At 58.0% G+C, this 17863-nt stretch carries 14 protein-coding genes; 11 read left to right on the forward strand and 3 right to left on the reverse strand.

Translation table 11 applies throughout. The features are described from left to right. The 7 genes from trbE to LKE90_RS00145 are packed head-to-tail and all read left to right on the forward strand — an operon-like array spanning position 1 to position 7878. Positions 1 to 2457: a conjugal transfer protein TrbE gene (gene trbE, locus LKE90_RS00115; protein WP_212356086.1), complete on the forward strand. Its 2457-nt coding sequence runs from the start codon at positions 1 to 3 to the stop codon at positions 2455 to 2457. Further along, complete coding sequence (gene trbJ, locus LKE90_RS00120; protein WP_212356085.1) at positions 2454 to 3257, forward strand: P-type conjugative transfer protein TrbJ; 804 nt, start codon at positions 2454 to 2456, stop codon at positions 3255 to 3257. Before trbE ends, trbJ begins: the two co-directional genes overlap by 4 nt. 5 nt (positions 3258 to 3262) lie before the next feature. Beyond that, the gene (gene trbL, locus LKE90_RS00125) at positions 3263 to 4717 is read left to right on the forward strand and encodes a P-type conjugative transfer protein TrbL (RefSeq protein WP_212356084.1); all 1455 of its coding nucleotides are present in this window, start codon (positions 3263 to 3265) and stop codon (positions 4715 to 4717) included. A 5-nt stretch (positions 4718 to 4722) separates the two neighbouring features. Continuing rightward, positions 4723 to 5406, forward strand: a complete 684-nt coding sequence (gene trbF / locus LKE90_RS00130; RefSeq protein WP_212356083.1) for a conjugal transfer protein TrbF — start codon at positions 4723 to 4725, stop codon at positions 5404 to 5406. Continuing rightward, a complete protein-coding gene (gene trbG, locus LKE90_RS00135) occupies positions 5403 to 6404 on the forward strand; it encodes a P-type conjugative transfer protein TrbG (protein ID WP_212356082.1) in 1002 nt (333 codons plus the stop codon). The genes trbF and trbG overlap by 4 nt, the downstream gene beginning before the upstream one ends. A gap of 44 nt (positions 6405 to 6448) precedes the next feature. Further along, positions 6449 to 7609, forward strand: a complete 1161-nt coding sequence (locus tag LKE90_RS00140; RefSeq protein WP_407066116.1) for a TrbI/VirB10 family protein — start codon at positions 6449 to 6451, stop codon at positions 7607 to 7609. After that, positions 7606 to 7878: a DUF2274 domain-containing protein gene (locus tag LKE90_RS00145; protein WP_080545408.1), complete on the forward strand. Its 273-nt coding sequence runs from the start codon at positions 7606 to 7608 to the stop codon at positions 7876 to 7878. Before LKE90_RS00140 ends, LKE90_RS00145 begins: the two co-directional genes overlap by 4 nt. On the opposite strand, the gene LKE90_RS00150 is transcribed toward LKE90_RS00145, so the two are convergent. Beyond that, entirely contained in the window at positions 7787 to 8752 is a 966-nt protein-coding gene (locus tag LKE90_RS00150) for a LysR family transcriptional regulator (protein ID WP_003618648.1), read from the reverse strand. The genes LKE90_RS00145 and LKE90_RS00150 overlap by 92 nt on opposite strands. 558 nt (positions 8753 to 9310) lie before the next feature. Between LKE90_RS00150 and LKE90_RS00155 the strand changes: the two genes are divergently transcribed. Continuing rightward, positions 9311 to 10288, forward strand: a complete 978-nt coding sequence (locus LKE90_RS00155; protein WP_291494762.1) for a hypothetical protein — start codon at positions 9311 to 9313, stop codon at positions 10286 to 10288. A 228-nt stretch (positions 10289 to 10516) separates the two neighbouring features. On the opposite strand, the gene LKE90_RS00160 is transcribed toward LKE90_RS00155, so the two are convergent. Beyond that, entirely contained in the window at positions 10517 to 11320 is an 804-nt protein-coding gene (locus LKE90_RS00160; protein WP_291494763.1) for a hypothetical protein, read from the reverse strand. Positions 11321 to 11651: 331 nt separating this feature from the next. Beyond that, positions 11652 to 11930, reverse strand: a complete 279-nt coding sequence (locus LKE90_RS00165) for a hypothetical protein (protein WP_003618653.1) — start codon at positions 11928 to 11930, stop codon at positions 11652 to 11654. 884 nt (positions 11931 to 12814) lie between these two features. On the opposite strand from LKE90_RS00165, the gene LKE90_RS00170 reads away from it, so the two are divergent. The 3 genes from LKE90_RS00170 (at position 12815) to LKE90_RS00180 (ending at position 17721) form a co-directional block, all read left to right on the forward strand. Then, the gene (locus LKE90_RS00170) at positions 12815 to 16357 is read left to right on the forward strand and encodes an ATP-binding protein (RefSeq protein WP_291494764.1); all 3543 of its coding nucleotides are present in this window, start codon (positions 12815 to 12817) and stop codon (positions 16355 to 16357) included. 437 nt (positions 16358 to 16794) lie between these two features. Continuing rightward, positions 16795 to 17016 (forward strand): hypothetical protein, encoded by a 222-nt coding sequence (locus tag LKE90_RS00175; protein ID WP_080545410.1) that lies wholly within the window; start codon positions 16795 to 16797, stop codon positions 17014 to 17016. A 213-nt stretch (positions 17017 to 17229) separates the two neighbouring features. Then, complete coding sequence (locus LKE90_RS00180; RefSeq protein WP_003618658.1) at positions 17230 to 17721, forward strand: dual specificity protein phosphatase family protein; 492 nt, start codon at positions 17230 to 17232, stop codon at positions 17719 to 17721. The last annotated feature ends 142 nt before the right edge of the window (positions 17722 to 17863 follow it).

A 17863-nucleotide genomic window follows, 5' to 3' on the forward strand; every position in this document is an offset into this window, starting at 1 on the left:
ATGATGTCCCTCGGCGAATATCGTAATCGTTCCGCCCTTCTATCAGATTTTCTCCCATGGGCCGCTCTGGTTGAGAAGGGTGTGGTCCTGAACAAGGACGGTTCTTTTCAGCGTACTGCCAGAATACGTGGTCCTGATCTGGATAGTGCCACGCCAGCGGAACTGGTCGGTGTGACCGGGCGGTTAAATAATGCCCTGCGGCGTCTGGGTTCGGGTTGGGCCGTGTTCGTGGAGGCACAGCGTGTGCCGGCCACGATCTACCCGGAAAGCAATTTCCCGGACGCCGCCAGTCAGATGGTCGATCTCGAACGGCGGGAGCAGTTCGAGGATGAGGGGGCACATTTTGAGAGCCGGTATTTCCTCACCCTGGTCTGGCTACCGCCTGCTGAATCATCTGACCGGGCAGCGCGCTTTCTTTATGAGGGCCGGGAGCGCGACGGTCCCGACCCGCATGGGATGCTTCATGCCTTTGTCGATCGCAGCGATCGTCTGCTGGCTCTGCTCGACGGGTTCATGCCCGAAGCAGCATGGCTTGATGACGGAGAAACCCTGACCTATCTGCATTCCACGATCTCGACGCGGAACCAGCGCGTGCGGGTGCCGGAAATCCCGATGCATCTCGACGCGCTACTGGTGGACCAGCCGCTGTCGGGTGGTCTGGAACCGAAGCTGGGCGACGCTTTCCTCAAAACCCTGACCATCACCGGTTTTCCGTCACGGACGTTCCCCGGAATCCTCGACGACCTGAACCGACTCGCCATGCCCTATCGCTGGTCCACCCGCGCCATCCTGCTCGACAAGACCGACGCCACCAAGGTTCTGACGAAGATCCGGCGTCAGTGGTTCGCAAAGCGCAAGAGCATTGCAGCCATTGTCCGCGAAGTGATGACCAACGAGGCGTCGGTGCTGGTGGACAGTGACGCCGCCAACAAGGCGGCGGATGCCGATCTGGCCTTACAGTCCCTCGGGGCCGACGATGTCGGACAGGCATACATCACAGCAACCATCACGGTCTGGGACGGCTTTGCCTCGATTGCTGCCGAGAAGCTGCGTCTGGTCGAGAAGATCATTCAGGGCCGCGACTTCACCTGCATGACGGAAAGCCTGAACGCTGTAGAGGCGTGGCTGGGATCTCTGCCAGGTCATGTCTACGCGAATGTGCGGCAGCCGCCGGTCTCCACATTGAACCTCGCGCATATGATTCCCTTGTCGGCGGTTTGGGCTGGCCCCGAGATGGATGGGCATTTCAAGGCCGCACCGCTGTTCTATGGCAAAACGGCAGGGGCTACGCCCTTCCGGTTTTCCCTGCATGTCGGCGATGTGGGTCACACCCTGATCGCGGGACCGACGGGGGCGGGCAAATCCGTGCTGTTGGCTTTGATGGCCTTGCAGTTTCGCCGGTATATGGGGGCACAGATTTTTGCTTTCGATTTCGGCGGATCCATGCGTGCGGCTGCGCTTGGTATGGGCGGAGACTGGCATGATCTTGGCGGTGGTGTGACGGATGACGACGCCTCGGGTGTGGACGGTTTTCCCGGTGTTTCACTCCAGCCACTGGCGTGGATCGATGATCCAGACGAGCGCAAATGGGCCAGCGAATGGCTGGGGCAGATCCTTGCCGGCGAAGGGGTAACGTTAACGCCAGACGTCAAGGCGTATCTCTGGTCAGCGCTGAATTCCCTGGCGTCATCGCCGGTTCAGGAGCGAACCCTGTCCGGTCTGGTGGCACTGCTCCAGTCCAATGCTCTGAAGCAGGCGCTGGCCCCCTACTGTCTGGGTGGTCCCTATGGTCGCCTGCTGGATGCGGATGCCGAACGGCTGGGTGATGCCGATGTGGTGGTGTTCGAGACCGAGGGGCTGATTGGCTCCGGCGCGGCATCATCCGTTCTGTCCTATCTGTTCCATCGCATCGAAGGACGGCTGGATGGCCGCCCGACCCTGCTGGTCATTGATGAGGGCTGGCTCGTTCTGGATGACGGCGATTTCGCCGGCCAGTTGCGCGAGTGGCTGAAAACGCTGCGTAAGAAAAATGCGTCGGTGATTTTCGCTACCCAATCCCTGTCGGATATCGCCAACTCACCTATTGCGCCTGCGGTGGTGGAAAGCTGCCCGACGCGGGTCTTCCTGCCCAACGAGCGGGCCATCGAGCCGCAGATCATGGTCATCTATCGCGATTTCGGTCTGAATGACCGCCAGATCGCCATCATCGCGCGGGCAGCGTCAAAGCGGGAGTATTACTGCCAGACCCAGCGCGGCAACCGGCTGTTCGAACTCGGCCTCGGTCCCGTCGCTCTAGCCCTGTGCGCCGCATCCGGGAAGGATGATCACAGGCTGATCGACATGGTAATGGCGGAACACGGCCGCGACGGTTTTCTCCCCGCGTGGTTTGAGGCGCGTGGCGTGTCATGGGCGGCGGATTTTTTGCGTGAAGATCTCCGGTCGGAGGGCGTGCCATGACGGAAAAAACTTTCCGGCCTTGGACTGAATTTTTCGGTCGCGCTCACGAAAAACATTTCCGCCGAGGTATCCTTCTCACTTCTGCACTGCTGGCGGGCGGCGGGACGTTCTCTCCCTTGCGTCCGGCGCACGCGCAATGGGCCGTGTATGACGGGGCGAACCATGTCGAGAACGTGCTGATCGCAGCTCGTACGCTCCAGCAGATCGACAACCAGATCACCTCTCTCGCCAATCAGGCGCAGATGCTGGTCAATCAGGGGCGGAACCTCGCAAGCCTGCCACTCTCGACATTGTCGACGCTGCAATCAACGATTTACCACACGACGGCTCTGCTCGCGCAGGCGCAGAATATTGCCTACAGCGTCCAGTCCGTTGAGCAGCAGTATCAGCAGGCATACATATCTGTGTCCTCGGGCATGTCCGACAGCGCTCTGTTCAGTCAAGCGCAGACCCGCTGGCAGAATTCCGTGGGCGGGTTCGAAGATGCCCTGAAACTTCAGGCGCGCGTGGTGGGCAACATCCCCAGCGACAGTTCGGCCATGAGCCAGCTTGTGTCCTCCAGCCAGACCTCCACGGGCGCGTTGCAGGCCGCGCAGGCCGGAAACCAGCTTCTGGCTCTGCAATCCCGTCAGTTATCCGACATTCAGGCTGAACTCGCGGCGAATGGTCGGGCAACGGCGCTGCAACAGGCGCGCGAGGCCGCTACGGAAGCGGAGAGCGAAGCGCAGTATCAGCATTTCTCCCAGCATGACGCCTACGTGCCCGGCACGGTGTCGATGTTCGGCAGCAGCGGGAACTGACCGCCATGGCCACCAATGATGTCGGGGTGATCGACACCTTTTTGAACACCTTCACCACCACGATCGATACCGGGTTCGGTCTGGTGAAAGGAAACCTCATCTCACTGGCCGGATCTCTGTCCGTGCTGGATATCGCCCTGGCCGGGCTGTTCTGGGCCTGGGCGGCGGACGAGGACATCATCCAGCGTCTGGTGAAGAAGACGCTCTATATCGGCTTCTTCGCCTTCGTGATCAACAATTTCGACCATCTGTCAAAGCTGGTGTTTGACAGTTTTGCCCGGCTTGGTCTGAGGGCAGGCGGAGGCACGCTGGCGCTTGCGGATTTTCTCCGTCCTGGCCGCCTCGCGTCCACCGGTTTTGATGCCGCCCGCCCCTTGTTGGACTCTGCTCACACTCTGCTCGGCCCGGTCGCCTTCTTTACGAATTTCATTCAGATCTTCGTGCTCTGTCTGTCCTGGCTGATCGTGCTCGCGGCGTTCTTTATTCTGGCCGTGCAGCTTTTTGTCGCCCTGATCGAATTCAAGCTGACCACGTTGGCAGGCTTCGTGCTGATCCCCTTCGCCCTGTTCAATCGCACCGCCTTTCTGGCGGAGAAGGTGCTGGGGAATGTCGTGTCCTCGGGCGTGAAGATCATGGTGCTGGCGGTGATCTCCGCCATCGCATCAGTTCTGTTCGGACAATTTGCAACATCCTATGGCAGCGATGTTCCCACGATCGGTCAATCCGTATCGGTGGTGCTGGCCTCTCTTGCAATTGTTGGCCTGTCGATTTTTGGGGGCAGCATTGCCAACGGGCTGATTTCAGGCGCCCCCCAGCTTGGGGCAGGGGCCGCTGTCGGCACTGGCATGGCGGTTGGTGCCATGGGGGCTGCGGCGGTGGCTGGTGTTGGAGCTGTCGCCTCGGGTGGTGCTGCGGCTGTAGGTGCGACCGCCGCCGCCGCCCGAGGAGGAGCCGCGATCGCAGGTGCTGCTACGTCAGCCTATTCGGCCGGAGCGGCTGGCGCATCTGGTGGCGCGGGCAGTATGGCCGCCGGGATCGGAGGCATGGGCCGGGCTGTCGGCGGGAATATCGCGAATGCCGCCAAAGGGGCGGCATCGCGTGCAGGCTCATCTCTCAAGGAAAGTTACGCCGCCGGCAGCCAATGGGCCGCACAGGGCATGGGGGGCGGGCAGGGTGGTGAAACCGGTGGTTCTGACGGAGGTGGCCCCACGCCATCCGGGGACAATCCCTCTGGTGGAGGAGGTTCTCCAGCCGGTGGTGGTCCGTCCGGAGATGGCGATGGTGGTGGAGATGGCGGGGCTGGCTCGGGTCGCACCGCCGGTGAGCCGCCGCGATGGACGCGCACCATGAAGCGTCGCAACGCCGCCACCCATGCCGCAGAGGCGGCCCATGTCATCCGCGCTGCCGATGGCGGAGGCGGAGGCGGATCGGCGTCCATTGATCTGTCAGAAAAGGAATAAGGACAATGTTCCGTCGCTCCACCACACGCTACGGGGCAACCCCCGAGCCGGTCACACCTTACCAGAAAGCGGCGCAGATCTGGGATGACCGGATCGGGTCCGCCCGTGTCCAGGCGCGGAACTGGCGACTGATGGCGTTCGGGTCGCTGTTCCTGTCCGCCGGACTTGGTGCGGGGCTGGTCTGGCAGTCCGCGCGCGGCACTGTCACGCCGTGGGTCGTGCAGGTCGATCATCTGGGCGAGGCGCAGGTCGTGGCCCCCGCGACAGCGTCCTATAGGCCCACCGATCCACAGATCGCCTGGTATCTGGCTCGCTTCATTGAGGATATCCGTAGTCTGTCCTCCGATCCCGTGGTGGTGCGGCAGAACTGGCTGCGTGCGTATGATTTCACCACAACGTCAGGTGCCGTCGCACTGAATGACTATGCGCGCCTGAATGACCCTTTTGCCCGTGTCGGGCATGAGCAGGTTGAACTGGATGTCTCATCGGTTATTCGTGCGTCGCCTACGAGTTTCAGGGTCGCGTGGGTCGAGCGGCATTATCGCGATGGGGCTTTCGTTGGCACAGAGCGATGGACCGCCATTGTTGTGATCAGGCTCAACACGCCGCGTGACGCCGACCACCTCCGAAAAAATCCTCTGGGGATTTACGTCTCCGCCATCAACTGGTCGAAGGAGCTGGGCCAATGATCCGTCGTGCTCTTCGTTTTCTGCCACTGCTGATTTTGCCTCTGGCGGGATGCGCGCAGCAGTATCATCCACCCGCTATCCGCTATGATGATGCCGTGCAGGCGACACGTCTGCCGGATCCGCCGAAGCCGGTTCAGGTGGTTGAAGTCCCGAAACCGCTTCCCTTGCCCGGGCAACTCAAGCCGCTGCCGCCACGACGCGCCGCCCATTTGGCCCCCGAAGTCGCCGATCCGACCGCGCGCGTGACGCAGGCCAATCTGGCGGCGCGCATTCAGCCCACGCGAGCCGGGTTCATTAACGCGGTGCAGGTCTATCCTTATAGTCCGGGAGCGCTTTATCAGGTTTACACCTCGCCGGGCGAAATCACCGACATCATGCTCCAGCAGGGCGAAAGGTTGGTCGGCACGGGGCCGGTTGCCGCCGGGGATACGGTGCGCTGGATCATCGGCGATACCGAGAGCGGGACAGGGGCGACCAAACGCATCCATATTCTGGTGAAGCCAACACGGCCGGATCTCACCACCAATCTGATCGTCAATACCGACCGACGGACCTACCTTGCCGAATTGAGGTCAACGCCAGCTACCTATATGGCATCGGTCTCCTGGAACTATCCCGAAGACGATCTGATTGCTTTGCATCGGCAGGATAGCGCTGCCGATGAAGCTGCGTCGGTGGATGCGGGGCTGGATCTGAACGCCCTGAATTTCCGTTATGCCATCCAGCCGGTCAAAGGCGGCACGCCGCCCTGGCTTCCCAGCCGGGCCTTCGATGATGGGCATAAGGTCTATATTGCTTTCCCATCGGGGATCGGGCAGGGCGAGCTACCGCCACTGTTCGTGCTGGCGGCCGATGGCGGACCGGAACTGGTCAATTACCGGGTGCGCCAGAACTGGATGATCGTGGATCGTCTGTTCGCCGCCGCTGAACTGCGGCTGGGCGACAAACAGTCTGAACAGCGCGTGCGGATTGTCCGTACCGATGGACGGCGCTCATGACGGGCGAACAGGACGCGGACCGTGATGCAGGACGGGAAGAGGGAATGGACGGCCGGCGCCCTGCGGTTCCGTCATCCACATCAGACCTCCGTCTGCGGGCGGAACGGCCAAAGGTCGTCCGGTTATCGCGCTATGTCGTCTGGGGGCTGGCCGGCACCGCGATGATCGGAATAGGTCTGGCGCTCGGTTATGCGCTCCAGAATTCCGGTCGTCAGGGGGCACCGTCAGTCGTTCAGGAGTCTGATGCGCGTCCCTCGGCCGACGGGCTGGATGCCTTGCCGAAGGATTATACCGGCGTGCCGAAGCTGGGACCGCCCTTGCCTGGTGATCTGGGCAAACCGATCCTGAAAGCGCAGCAGGAAGGACGCGCTGGTCCTGTCTCCGGCATGGGCGACCATCGCGCCGAACAGGAAGTCGCGGCTGCCATAGCCAGCAAGCTGTTCGTGCAGACACGTGATGGCGGGCGACAGGACAATGAACTCCCCATCGCTGCACCGGCAACCGGGGGTAACGTCACAGCTGCACAATCTGGCGCGAATGACCGTCAGGCTGCCAACCGTGCCTTTCTGGCGGGAGAGCCCGACCGTGTCACGGTCAGCCCCGATCGTCTGACGCCACAGGCTTCGCCCTACGTGATTCAGGCTGGGACAGTGATTGCGGGCGCGCTGAACACCAAAGTCAGTTCCGACCTGCCGGGCCAGCTCATTGGGCATGTGACGCAGAATGTCTATGACAGTCCGACCGGCCGTTATCTTCTAGTTCCCCAGGGCAGCACGCTGTTCGGGAGCTACAACAGCAGCATCTCGTTCGGTCAGCAGCGCACGCAGGTCATCTGGACCCGACTTATCCGGCCCGATGGTGAAAGCATCGTGTTCGACAGGATGCCTGGCGCGGATGCGATCGGCCAGACCGGCCTGAAGGATCTGGTGGACCAGCACTGGGGCCAACTCTTCAAGGCCGCTCTGGTCACGACCCTGCTTAGCGTCGGTTCCGAAGCCGGCACATCATGGGGCGAGAACAACCTGTTTCAGGCGATCCGCAGCGGGGCCAGCAACGGATTTTCCATGGTGGGGAACCGTCTGATCGACCGCAGCATGGACGTGCAGCCCACGCTGACTGACCGGCCTGGGCTTCCGTTCACCCTGATCGTCAATCGCGATCTTGTCCTCAAACCCTGGCATCAGCAGGAAGGAGCATCCCCATGACCAAACTCCGTATCAGTGCCATCCCCGACAGTCGGCCCGTGAAGCTGACGATCGAATTGACGGCGGAAATCCATCGGGATCTGCTGCTCTATGTCGAACTGGTCTCGGGCACTGCCGGCGAGCCTGCAGACACCGTAACTGACGCGGCCAGACTGGTGCCGCTTATGGTTGGACGTTTCATGGAGACGGATCGGGCGTTCCAGAAACAGCGCCATTCACGGGTGGCTCGGACGAAGTCGGCGGGATCAGGTCCGGGTAACGCTCTCTGAGCAGGGAGAGGAAGGAGGCGAGGGGGCGGCTTGGATTGCTTCGCAACCAGCAGGCAGCGAAGCGCAACTCGCTCGGTGCGTTTTCGAAGCGTAGCTCCCGGTAGACGATCCCCGGCAACGTCTCGCCTGTGCTGCTTTCACAATCGATCATGATCCCTCGGTCCTCACTGACAAAAGGCCGCAGAGACGCCAACGGGATATCATGCTCGATCAGGGTGGGATGATGACTGCCGCGGCCCAGACATGCGCGAATGATCCGTGTCAGTTCCTGACCTGGATCCAGACTGCTGACCAGAAACCGCTCCTTTTTCAGCATCATCCATTCGAGCACCGCTTCGCCAGCAAGAGGGTGTTTCGCGGGTAAGACGGCAATGCATCGCTCTGGCCACAGCGGAAGAGACCCTTCCGGCCAGTTCAATTCGCCAGCCGTCACGATGGCAATGTCAAGATGACCCCGTTCAACGGCCGCAAGAAGCTCACGGCGGGTACCACCGACCAGCCGCCACTGGAGGTCCGGGTAACGACTGCGGAATTCAGTCAGGGTGGCGCGCAGATTGCCGGTCGAAACTGAGGTATAAAATCCAATAGCAATGCGCTCACCTCTCTTATGGCGGTTGGAGCGCGCATGGGCAGTCAGACTCTCCATGTCCTGTAGGATACGTCGTGCGGCCTGCATGAAAGTGGTGCCATCGTCTGTGGGGTGAACGCCGTCTCGCCTCCTTGTAAACAGGGAATAGCCGACATGGTTCTCAAGCGCCTCAATATGCCTGACAACCGTCATCTGCCGCACGCCAAGTTTCAGGGCGGCTTTTCTGATGCTCCCTTGCTCAAGGGCCGCGATTGCATAGCGCAGGTGCCGGGTTTCTATCGTCATTATCAGAGGTTAGCAGGGTCCGGTTCCAGAAATACAGCGTTACAAATCTATATCGCTTTTGCACGAATTTGAGAGCGAAAGTCAGTTAACTGCTCTCACACTGCGCGTGTTCTGCCTGCGCGTGACATGAGGCATCTATAACTAAAGCGTGTCGTTGCAAGCGCTACAACAGCAAGCCTTGGAAGGCCGCGGGACGGCAGCAATGGGGGGGGGAGCGGAATGTCGGTTATCCGAAAGGGATGACCGAAAGCCGCCATTCGCAGTGTTCACGTTCATGACAGCTACCGACCAAAGCCAGTTGTTCGGTGGTCAGTGTTTGAACGGCACCCTCTGACACAACTTGCCGTTCGCCCAATGCGAAGCTGCCTGCAGCAACTTGCCCTATTATCTGCTGTCCGCTCTTTCTCGGTAGCATCGGAAAGCTGCCGCCCTTTCGTTCCGTTCGACGCGCCGGACAATCCCCTTTCGATTTCACACTTTCGCTCTAGAGTAACGGTGTGACTACGCCCGAGGCCCGGGCCATGATCAGCGACATATCGTTGCGCCAGACGAGCTGATATGACTCGTCCCGCCGGTTCGCCGGCTAAGCCGTCGATTTTGGGGGTGCAGTTGCCGACAGTGAATCAATTCTTCCAGCCGCCGCTCTACTGGCAACAGTTCGAGGATCTCGCGAACGGATTGCTGGGCGAAGTCTACGGCATTCCCGACGCGCAGCCGTTCGGCAGGCCGGGCCAGGCGCAGGACGGTGTGGACGTGTTCGGTCTCTCGAAGCGCTATGGATTGATCGGCGTCCAATGCAAGCGGCTTGCCGACTTGGACGAGCACGGCAGCCCATACCCGGGCGGACCCGTCAGCCGGAAGCTGCTACGGGACGAAGCCGCCAAGTCGCTCAACTTCAAGTCCAAGCTATCGATCTGGATCCTCGCCACGACGGCGCGCCGCGACACCGTGGTGCAAAATTGGGTGAATGAACTCAACGAAGAATGGGTGAATGGCAGACGGAACTGCCGCGTGATGGTGTGGTCCTGGGACGACATCATTGGCTACCTCAACGCCTTTCCCGAACTCCAGCGCTGGTATTATGAGGAAGTCATCAAGGTCCGTGGGGCAAAGGACCTCGACGAGGTGATCCTCACGACGATCGCCATGGCCTTCGGGCGGCCTGCCTTCGAGGTGCCGCTCCACTGCGAGAGCCCTGAGGAATTCCTCCAAGCGCTCTCTGACACGCAGCGAGCGGTTCGGACGGGCGAGCTGCTCGACCGCGAAAGCCGGCATCCGATCCGCAAGTCGATCGGCGGCTGGCGCGACATAGACGACACCCATGTTCGCGGCGGCATCCAGCTTGTCGACAAGGCTCTCCGACACCTGCGAACGCAGATCGAACAGGGACTCAAGGATCAGCGAATACGGCGGGTGCAGGGCTTCTTGGACTTCACCGACACGCGTTTCGCAGGCGAGTTGGAACGGGCGCGCGATGAATGCATCGACATGTTGAACAGCGTGCTGACACACGTCGGTCTGCCGCCGGTGAGGTAAACCGAGCAAATGCGGCGCGACGCTCGACAACATATCGCCAGTGCTGACCAGCGTCGGGGGAAGTGCCGACGTCGCGGACATATACCACGTCAGCCGCGCCGATGTCGTGAAGCACGGCATGGGCCCCGAGACCTTGCGGAGCGCCCCTCGAGGAGGCGCCGCGCGACATATTCCTCCTCGACCTGCTGCTGGGCTCGGGGATCGTGCCCGGCGAGCTCGTCGAAGGGATCAAGGTGAGGGCATGGGGCTTCCGCTGGCCGGATACTTGGCCTCGACCATTACCAGTCGGTCGGGCACACCGGCGGCGCTCAACGTCTTGACTGACGTGACCTCGAACTTGAATCCAGGCGGCGTGACGACCTCGGCCTGCCACCGATAGGTTGTGTCCTCGTCTTTGCCAGGAACCGCTCCCGTCCAGACGAGAGGCGCCGGAGCGTCGAGATGAATGTTGAGTAAAAAGCTGGTCACATCCTTGGCCGCCATCGTGGCCAAAAGGTTGTTGCGTTGCTTCCATGCGAAATGGATTGAGGCGGCTTCAGGATTTAGCGTGCATGCCGTCAAATGCTGCCAGCGCACTGTTGCACCAACCTTGAAGTTGGCATCGAACAGACTCGTAGCCATGGCCGCCCCGCGGTGAATCTTGGAAATCTCGTCGAAGCATTGTCCAGCTGATGCCATCTCGTCCAAAGCCAACAGCTGTGCATCCACCGAACTCTCCACGTGGGTGACCACATCGGCTCTGATCGTTCCGTAGGCCTTTATTCGGTCGAGCCGCTTCTCAATAGCCTCCTGGCGAATCGCGGCGTCGGTCGTGGTCAGTCTGCCCTCGGCCATCTCCATCATCGCGGTGTTGTTGACGCTCCAGCACTTGAGCGTCTCGATCATCGCGTTGTCGCTGTAAGCGTCGTCAAGGAATTGGTAGCATGCGGTTGTCCTGCTCATGTCGGCCACCGCCTCCGGCTTGGCGCCGCAAGGGCCGAGGTTTGGAAACATTAAGACAAGTTCGTCGAATGAACGTGAGGCGGCAGCCAACTATATCTCCCAATCAATCAACGCGGTCGTGATACCCACCCGCGGTCAATAATCCCACACAACCTTGCAACCTAGATACTCACTGAGCACCATCCGGCGCCTCAACGTTTGGAAGCAGATCACTACCTACAGACCCTAACGTAAAACTGAGGGCACGTTCGGGGCAGGGTCAACGCGATGACGCTGGCGTCGAAGGGCGCGCGGGGAAGGTTTCAGCGATGGACCGACTTTTCTCTCCCGGGACCGGCGTTCCTGCCTCTCACCCAGCGCGTTGCTGGGCTGCCAGCCCCGCAGAAGGGGTGCGGCTGGCCGTCAGGGGAAGGCCTTTCTTTTACTTATCCGGCATATCGCTCAGCTTGTACTTTACGCCATTGTGCTTGATCCGAATCTCGACCTCGACGGCATCGCCTTCGTCCATCTTGTCACCAATGAACTTACCCGTGACGACATCATTTCCTTTCCGAATCAGGTCAGCGATATTGTCGGTCGACCGCCACGCCTGGAGCCACTGCCACTTCTCGTCCTTCAGAGCCCATCTGTACGTCTTGAATTCGTTCTTGAGCGCAGTCTTGCCGCCAGGCTTGGCGGCCACAATGTAATATTTAGTCATTATGCTCCTCATCGGGCGGGGCCGTCACAATGGTGCCTCCTTAATGCGGCAAGATAAGCCCCCTTTTTCGCCACTTCAAGAATGGACAGTTTCAGCGCCGCCGGTCTTTCTCAGCAGCAATGGCAATCGGCAGTTTTGTCCCAAACGCGGTCTATCACGGTTAGCCTAACAATGTCGTCTCTCGGGCAACCACCATCACCACTTCGATGTCTGCCTTGAGGGCAACTACTGCCTGTCTGCTCCTGTATCACTGAGCAGACAGGCAATTCAGGGCAGAAATTCGGCTGACGGTGAGAAAATATAGAAAGCGGCCTGTTACATAAATCCTGATAGTCAATTGCGTCACAAGACCAGAAAACGATAAGGTTTATCTACTACACAGCTTTATCTGGAGGCATAGTACAAACATCGCCAGTAGCTTTCTTCATTAACGATCTTTATTTAGTAAGCAGATTATACGAAAAATAGATATCCGGACCAATTTTGCGACGTAGGGAGTGCATTTGTTGGATTTAGTCCATGTTTCGTCGGACGTGACGCCCACACGGGCACTTCACTTGCTTACGACTGACATACTCCTTGCAGAACTAGTCTCCGGACGCCCCATAGCGACAGATACAGGTTATAGGCTGGTGCTCCATACCGTTGCCGCTAGAGGTGTGCTGTCATGGTATTGCCGGGCGCGCGCCAAGTGGGCGGGCAATGTCATGGTGCCCGATTGCGAAGCGATCATAGCCAGTATCAGCGCCACTCCAGATCACGTACCGTCTCCAGTTGTCTCCGGTAATCGAGAGCGTAGAGTCCTCCGGCTTACCAAGATCGTCGCACACAGATTTGCCGGGCTTCACGCATACGGGGGAATAGGAGAGCCGAGTAAGGATTTTGTGTTCGAACCGACCAGTCCCATCACGGTCTTCGAAGGTTGGAACGGTTCGGGCAAGACGAGCCTTATGAATTCGGTGATCTGGTGCCTCACCGGAAAGCTGCTCCGACCCCAGAGAATACCTGAGAGCGGTGAAGCCGAATTCCATTGCGAGATCGATCGAGGGGCGATGCAAGAAACATCGCAGCACAAGATCAGCGCGGTGACGCCTCTGCCAAGTTCTCAGCATTGGCTCCCCGCGGCGGCAGCCAAAACTGTGCCTGCCGACACCTGGGTTGAACTGACATTCGAATTGGAGGACGGGACGCACCTTCCACCGATCCGCAGGACACAGTCGCGAAAAACAAATGGCAAGTTGGAAGAAGTCGGGCCTAATCCGGCTGATCTAGGCCTTGATCCGATTGCCTTTAATCTTGGCACCACCATGCCCGGTCTTCTGCCATACCTGCAGGTGGGCAACCCATCGGAATTAGGTTTGGCCGTGGCGAGTCTCACAGGCCTTTCCGACTTGGTGGCTTTGGCGAAGCACGCCAAGCGTGCCAGAGCAAAGATAGCTGGCGACATTACCAAGGAGCGCAAAACTGGGCTCGAACAAATCGAGACGGAATATCGTCAGCATCGCACTGACCTTGAACAGCGCATTTCCGAATTCCCAGGAATGGCACCTGTAGCCGATCTTCCTGCGATTACTGACCACCCAGCAGCGTTCGCCACCCTGAGCCAGCATTTCGAAGACTTAAAGGCTAGCGGCCTCGGGCATGCTCGGGACGTGCTAGGCGATATGTTTGACGCTTCGGACGCCTCACAACGTCAAAACTTGGAGCAATGCATCGCTCCTGCATTAGAGCAGGTTCGCAGGCTCTCTCAGTTGCCATCGATGGAAAAATTAGGTGCTCTCAAGCTGGAGATAGATGCCCGCCAAGCAGTGGATTCCCTCGTTGATCGCCTGTTCGACGAAGCGACGATGCTCGATGAGCTATCTGCGAACCCGATCCTCGAACGCCGGACCCAACTCTACGCGCGAGTCACCGACTGGATGCATGAGCATGGGGAGGCTCATCATGATCGCTGCCCCGTTTGCCACCAGTCTCTCGCTGGAGTGGTTGACGCTGAGGCTGGTGGCTTGGTTGCTGATCATCTTCGTCAGGTTGCTGGAGATAGCGAAATCCTAGCAAAGACTATCGCACAATGGGCCGAGGGTTGGACCGGAAAGTTAGCTCGCGATCTGCCCGAAGCGCTTAGGCGTTGCTTGCAAAAGGATCTACCGGAGTCTCCCAGTGCAATCTTCCGAACCGCCTTGCTGGATGACCTTTTCAGAACGGAAGGCTTCGCAGGTGTCCTTTTCTCACTTCGCTCCAATGTGGAAAAGCTAACTAACCAGGCAATGGCGAGGCTGCCTGCGTTTACAGAACCGGAGCAGCGGGTTCTGCCAAGTCGAGTTGGCGCCCATGTGGCTATACTGAACAAGAGCTTGAACCGCCTCATCCGAGGATTAGCGTTTGTCGACTGGATGAAAGCTCACCGCGACGAACTTGTTGTCGTGCTCGATGAAGTCCGCGGCAAAGCTGATAGTAACGATCGCCAAGCGAGCGGTCTGCGAGCGCAGTTGATTCGCCTCGATGCAATCGTCAAAGGCGTCGCCCCTATCAACGCGGCGATCAATCTTTCAAAACGAATGGGCACAGCTCAGGGCGCACACAAGCGCACGCTTAAGGCAATTGAAGATTGTACCACGGCGGTAGCGGCACTTGATGAGATAATACCTATCGGTGATCTTGCCACCGCACAGGTCGAAGGCCTGCAAGCCCGCCTTCATAACCGGGCAGAGTATTGGCGAAACGCTATTTACCAGAATGCGACGACACTATCCCCCAAGCCGCATCGAACTGGTCTGACCCCTCAGGGTGCTATCGCGATTCAAGTTGGCCGCGATGGTGTCAACGCGCCTGCCCAGCATGTATCGAACGCCTCAGCTCTGAGAGCATCACTTTTGGGTTTTTATTTCGCATTCCGCGAGCATGTTCTTGAAACGAACGGCGGCCTGTCACTTATGATCTTGGACGATCCTCAAGATCTTCTCGACTACGATAATCGGGCCCGGCTAGCGCGTGCCTTGGATCAGCTTGCTGAGGGTGGCGCTCAGATTCTGGCTACTACTTATGATCGGAGCTTCGGTCGCACCCTTGTCGCCGAGGCTCGGGGAGCAAATCGGGTGGAGCATCGTGCTGTCCATCCGGTAAACGCATCACGTGCTACCCTCGAGACGTCCTTGGCGATAGAGGACCTAGATCGGAAGAGGAACGAGTTCGTCTCAAACGCTGATTCGGCATTTCACGCACAGGACTATGCTAATCAGGCTCGGATCTTTCTAGAAACACGCCTCGGAGATCTGTTCGACGACCCCGCCTATCCTGCATTTTCGGCGCCAACGGACGCACCAACCCTAATGCCGTTACTAGGACGGCTGCGGTCGCTGATCACTGCTCGCAGCAACGAGCTTTTCCGAAGCCCCGTGCTCTCGCGTTTCTGTGATGATCCTGCATTGGCTGACGGCGCTGAGCCGCGAAGGGTGCTTAATGAGGCGCACCACCGTAATGCCAATGCGCTGAGCTACATCGACGTGCAGAACGTCGATATGGACCTGAAGCGTTTACGCTCGGCAGTTGAGCGCGTCCATGAAGAGTTCCGGCGCTATCGCTGGCGGGAACCACTTCAGGAGACTGCTCCAGACAATGTCGTACCTCTGACTGCCGTTGCCATACCCGCGTTCAGTGTTCCGATCGTTCAGGACATTGCCGCTTTCAGCAGCCAAGTCCCGAGCGGTGGTAGCCAGGAACTAAGCTTGGAGACACTCTCCAGCCAATGGTTCGACGATAAGTCGTTGTTCTACATTCGCCGGGACACAATGGGTTTCACGATACCCGCCGGGTCCATAGCGATCGTAGAGTCTACTCCATCTTCGCCAGCCGATCACGAGCTAGTCATTGGTCGTCGCGGAACGCAGGCTTTCGCGCGCAGACTACTCCGTCCACGCAATGGCGAAGGATATTCCTTAGCTGCTGAAGCAACTGACCCACGTAGCGGCCGACCGACGCTAGCATTCGAGAATCATGAACTCGACCTGCATCGCGTCGTCGGAGCTCTATTCGTTCAGACACCCCCACCAGTCGGACGGGAAGAGGCGGTTTTCCTCGACGAGCATCCCGCGCTTGGGAGGATTGAGGTCGCATATCGTGTCCGAGAAGACAGCGCCGTTCCACGAGTGATGCCAGGTCAGATAATTCTCGGCGGAGCAGTCCTGACCCCAGATCAACTTGACGCGATGAGAAATGAGATAGTAGCCGTCACGCTGGAAAGCGGTGACAGCATTCTGAAGCGTATTGGCGCGCCGCTTTCGGGGAGTTTGCCGTATCTTCGGCAGTTTGAGACGATCGGCGGGCTTGGAGCTTCCGTAGTAATCGCGACCGAACAAGTAGAAGGCGCACCAGACCTGCCTGTGATGCTCAATGCACGTCTCGTATTGGGTGTTGTCTATGATACATAGCTAGGCGCTCGCCAGAGCGAAGGTCAGTTTCTGCCGAATTCGACTTGAGTAGTGCTGGTCACTCAACAATCCATCTCATTCAGGGAATGGTAGAATCCATACACAATTCGAGCGTCTGTTCTTGCCGAAAGGCGTCGTTGAATAGTCACCTCGGCAGCCGACTTCGTCCCAAAAGCGGTTTACTTGGGTTCGCTTAGAATGTCGGCTTTCGGGAAACCATCATAACAGATTCGGTGTCTGAAATAAGGCGATTACCGTCCGTCTGTTCAGTTCCGGTAACTTATTAATACTGAAATACTTATTCTAGTATATTTATTTATATCAAGCCATTTCTATAAAATAAAAATAAATCATATTTGTGAATTTGGTATTATATTCTCAGAATTACTCCCCATTTCTTGGGAGGTACAATTTGTGCCTGTAGGAGAATAATTCGTATGAGTAAAGCTGTTTATGTAGAGGCTCGTCCTAAAGGACGGCCAGAAGGAACTGCTATTTCTGAGTATGTGGTGGAAGAATCTGGAGATCGTGTTCTTCACACAGCGGCGACACAAGTCGCAGCAATTACGTGGTCAAAAGCACAAGGCTATACGCCTCATGTCGCACGCGTTCGTCACCTGAATGATAAGCGTAATCCGGCCCATTGGCGCGCTGTTTAATTATAAAGCATGCCGTTATCCCATGAGGTTGCAAACACCTCATGGGATTAACCTAGACGCAACCCGACATTCCCTTCCAAATGCATCATGGTGCCGAAATTTATGAAAATGCACGCACGGTCATTGGTCGAGAAGAAACAGATCGCATTTTATGTCAAATATGGCAGAGAAAGCGGCGTTATATTTTTAATTGAAAAATAAAAGAGTGTTGAAATGCTTGAGGTCTATCCAAATTTATTTGTTGGCAATGAGATTGACGAGCAGCGCCTTCGAGGCGATCCGAACTGGTTCTTTATTCATGCTTGTAAAGAGCCATATCATCGTCAGGCACTCGGTTATACAGGCAAAGCTGCACCCAAAAATCACCCAGAATACTTAATAGCACGACGCAATAGCTGCCTCATTCTCAATTTAATCGATGGAACAGATGTCAATTATGTCTCTGTCGAGATCATCGATGTGGCACTTGAAACTATTCACGCCAACATCGGCAAGACCAATATTCTACTCCATTGCAATCAAGGTCTATCACGCTCGCCCTCAATCGCTCTCCTCTATTTGGCGCGGTATACAGATCTATTTGTGGGGTTGGATGTGGATAAGGGTGTCGCAGAGTTCCAGAAGATCTATCCGTCATATGCTCCAGCGCGAGGGATGGCTGATTATATCCGATTAAATTGGTCACAATATCAATTTTCTGGCTAAAACTACCTTCCTTTGTTGACCTAACCCGCACGGTAGAGAACGTACGGTCTGTGTTCACATTTTGACCACCATACAATTCAGTGGCTCTGTCTCACAATACGGGGAATCAACCGCCTGCTTAAGCATTAAAATTACTCGTCAC

The sequence above is a fragment of the Acetobacter sp. genome (assembly GCF_022483985.1).
GTDB lineage: Bacteria > Pseudomonadota > Alphaproteobacteria > Acetobacterales > Acetobacteraceae > Acetobacter.

Coding starts and splice junctions, on each gene's coding strand:
- LKE90_RS00145 (WP_080545408.1), top strand. CDS start 7,606: ATGACCAAACTCCGTATCAGTGCCATCCCCGACAGTCGGCCCGTGAAG.
- LKE90_RS00165 (WP_003618653.1), bottom strand. CDS start 11,930: ATGACTAAATATTACATTGTGGCCGCCAAGCCTGGCGGCAAGACTGCG.
- LKE90_RS00180 (WP_003618658.1), top strand. CDS start 17,230: ATGCTTGAGGTCTATCCAAATTTATTTGTTGGCAATGAGATTGACGAG.
- LKE90_RS00175 (WP_080545410.1), top strand. CDS start 16,795: ATGAGTAAAGCTGTTTATGTAGAGGCTCGTCCTAAAGGACGGCCAGAA.
- trbF (WP_212356083.1), top strand. CDS start 4,723: ATGTTCCGTCGCTCCACCACACGCTACGGGGCAACCCCCGAGCCGGTC.
- trbG (WP_212356082.1), top strand. CDS start 5,403: ATGATCCGTCGTGCTCTTCGTTTTCTGCCACTGCTGATTTTGCCTCTG.
- trbJ (WP_212356085.1), top strand. CDS start 2,454: ATGACGGAAAAAACTTTCCGGCCTTGGACTGAATTTTTCGGTCGCGCT.
- LKE90_RS00140 (WP_407066116.1), top strand. CDS start 6,449: ATGGACGGCCGGCGCCCTGCGGTTCCGTCATCCACATCAGACCTCCGT.
- LKE90_RS00155 (WP_291494762.1), top strand. CDS start 9,311: ATGACTCGTCCCGCCGGTTCGCCGGCTAAGCCGTCGATTTTGGGGGTG.
- LKE90_RS00150 (WP_003618648.1), bottom strand. CDS start 8,752: ATGACGATAGAAACCCGGCACCTGCGCTATGCAATCGCGGCCCTTGAG.
- trbE (WP_212356086.1), top strand. CDS start 1: ATGATGTCCCTCGGCGAATATCGTAATCGTTCCGCCCTTCTATCAGAT.
- trbL (WP_212356084.1), top strand. CDS start 3,263: ATGGCCACCAATGATGTCGGGGTGATCGACACCTTTTTGAACACCTTC.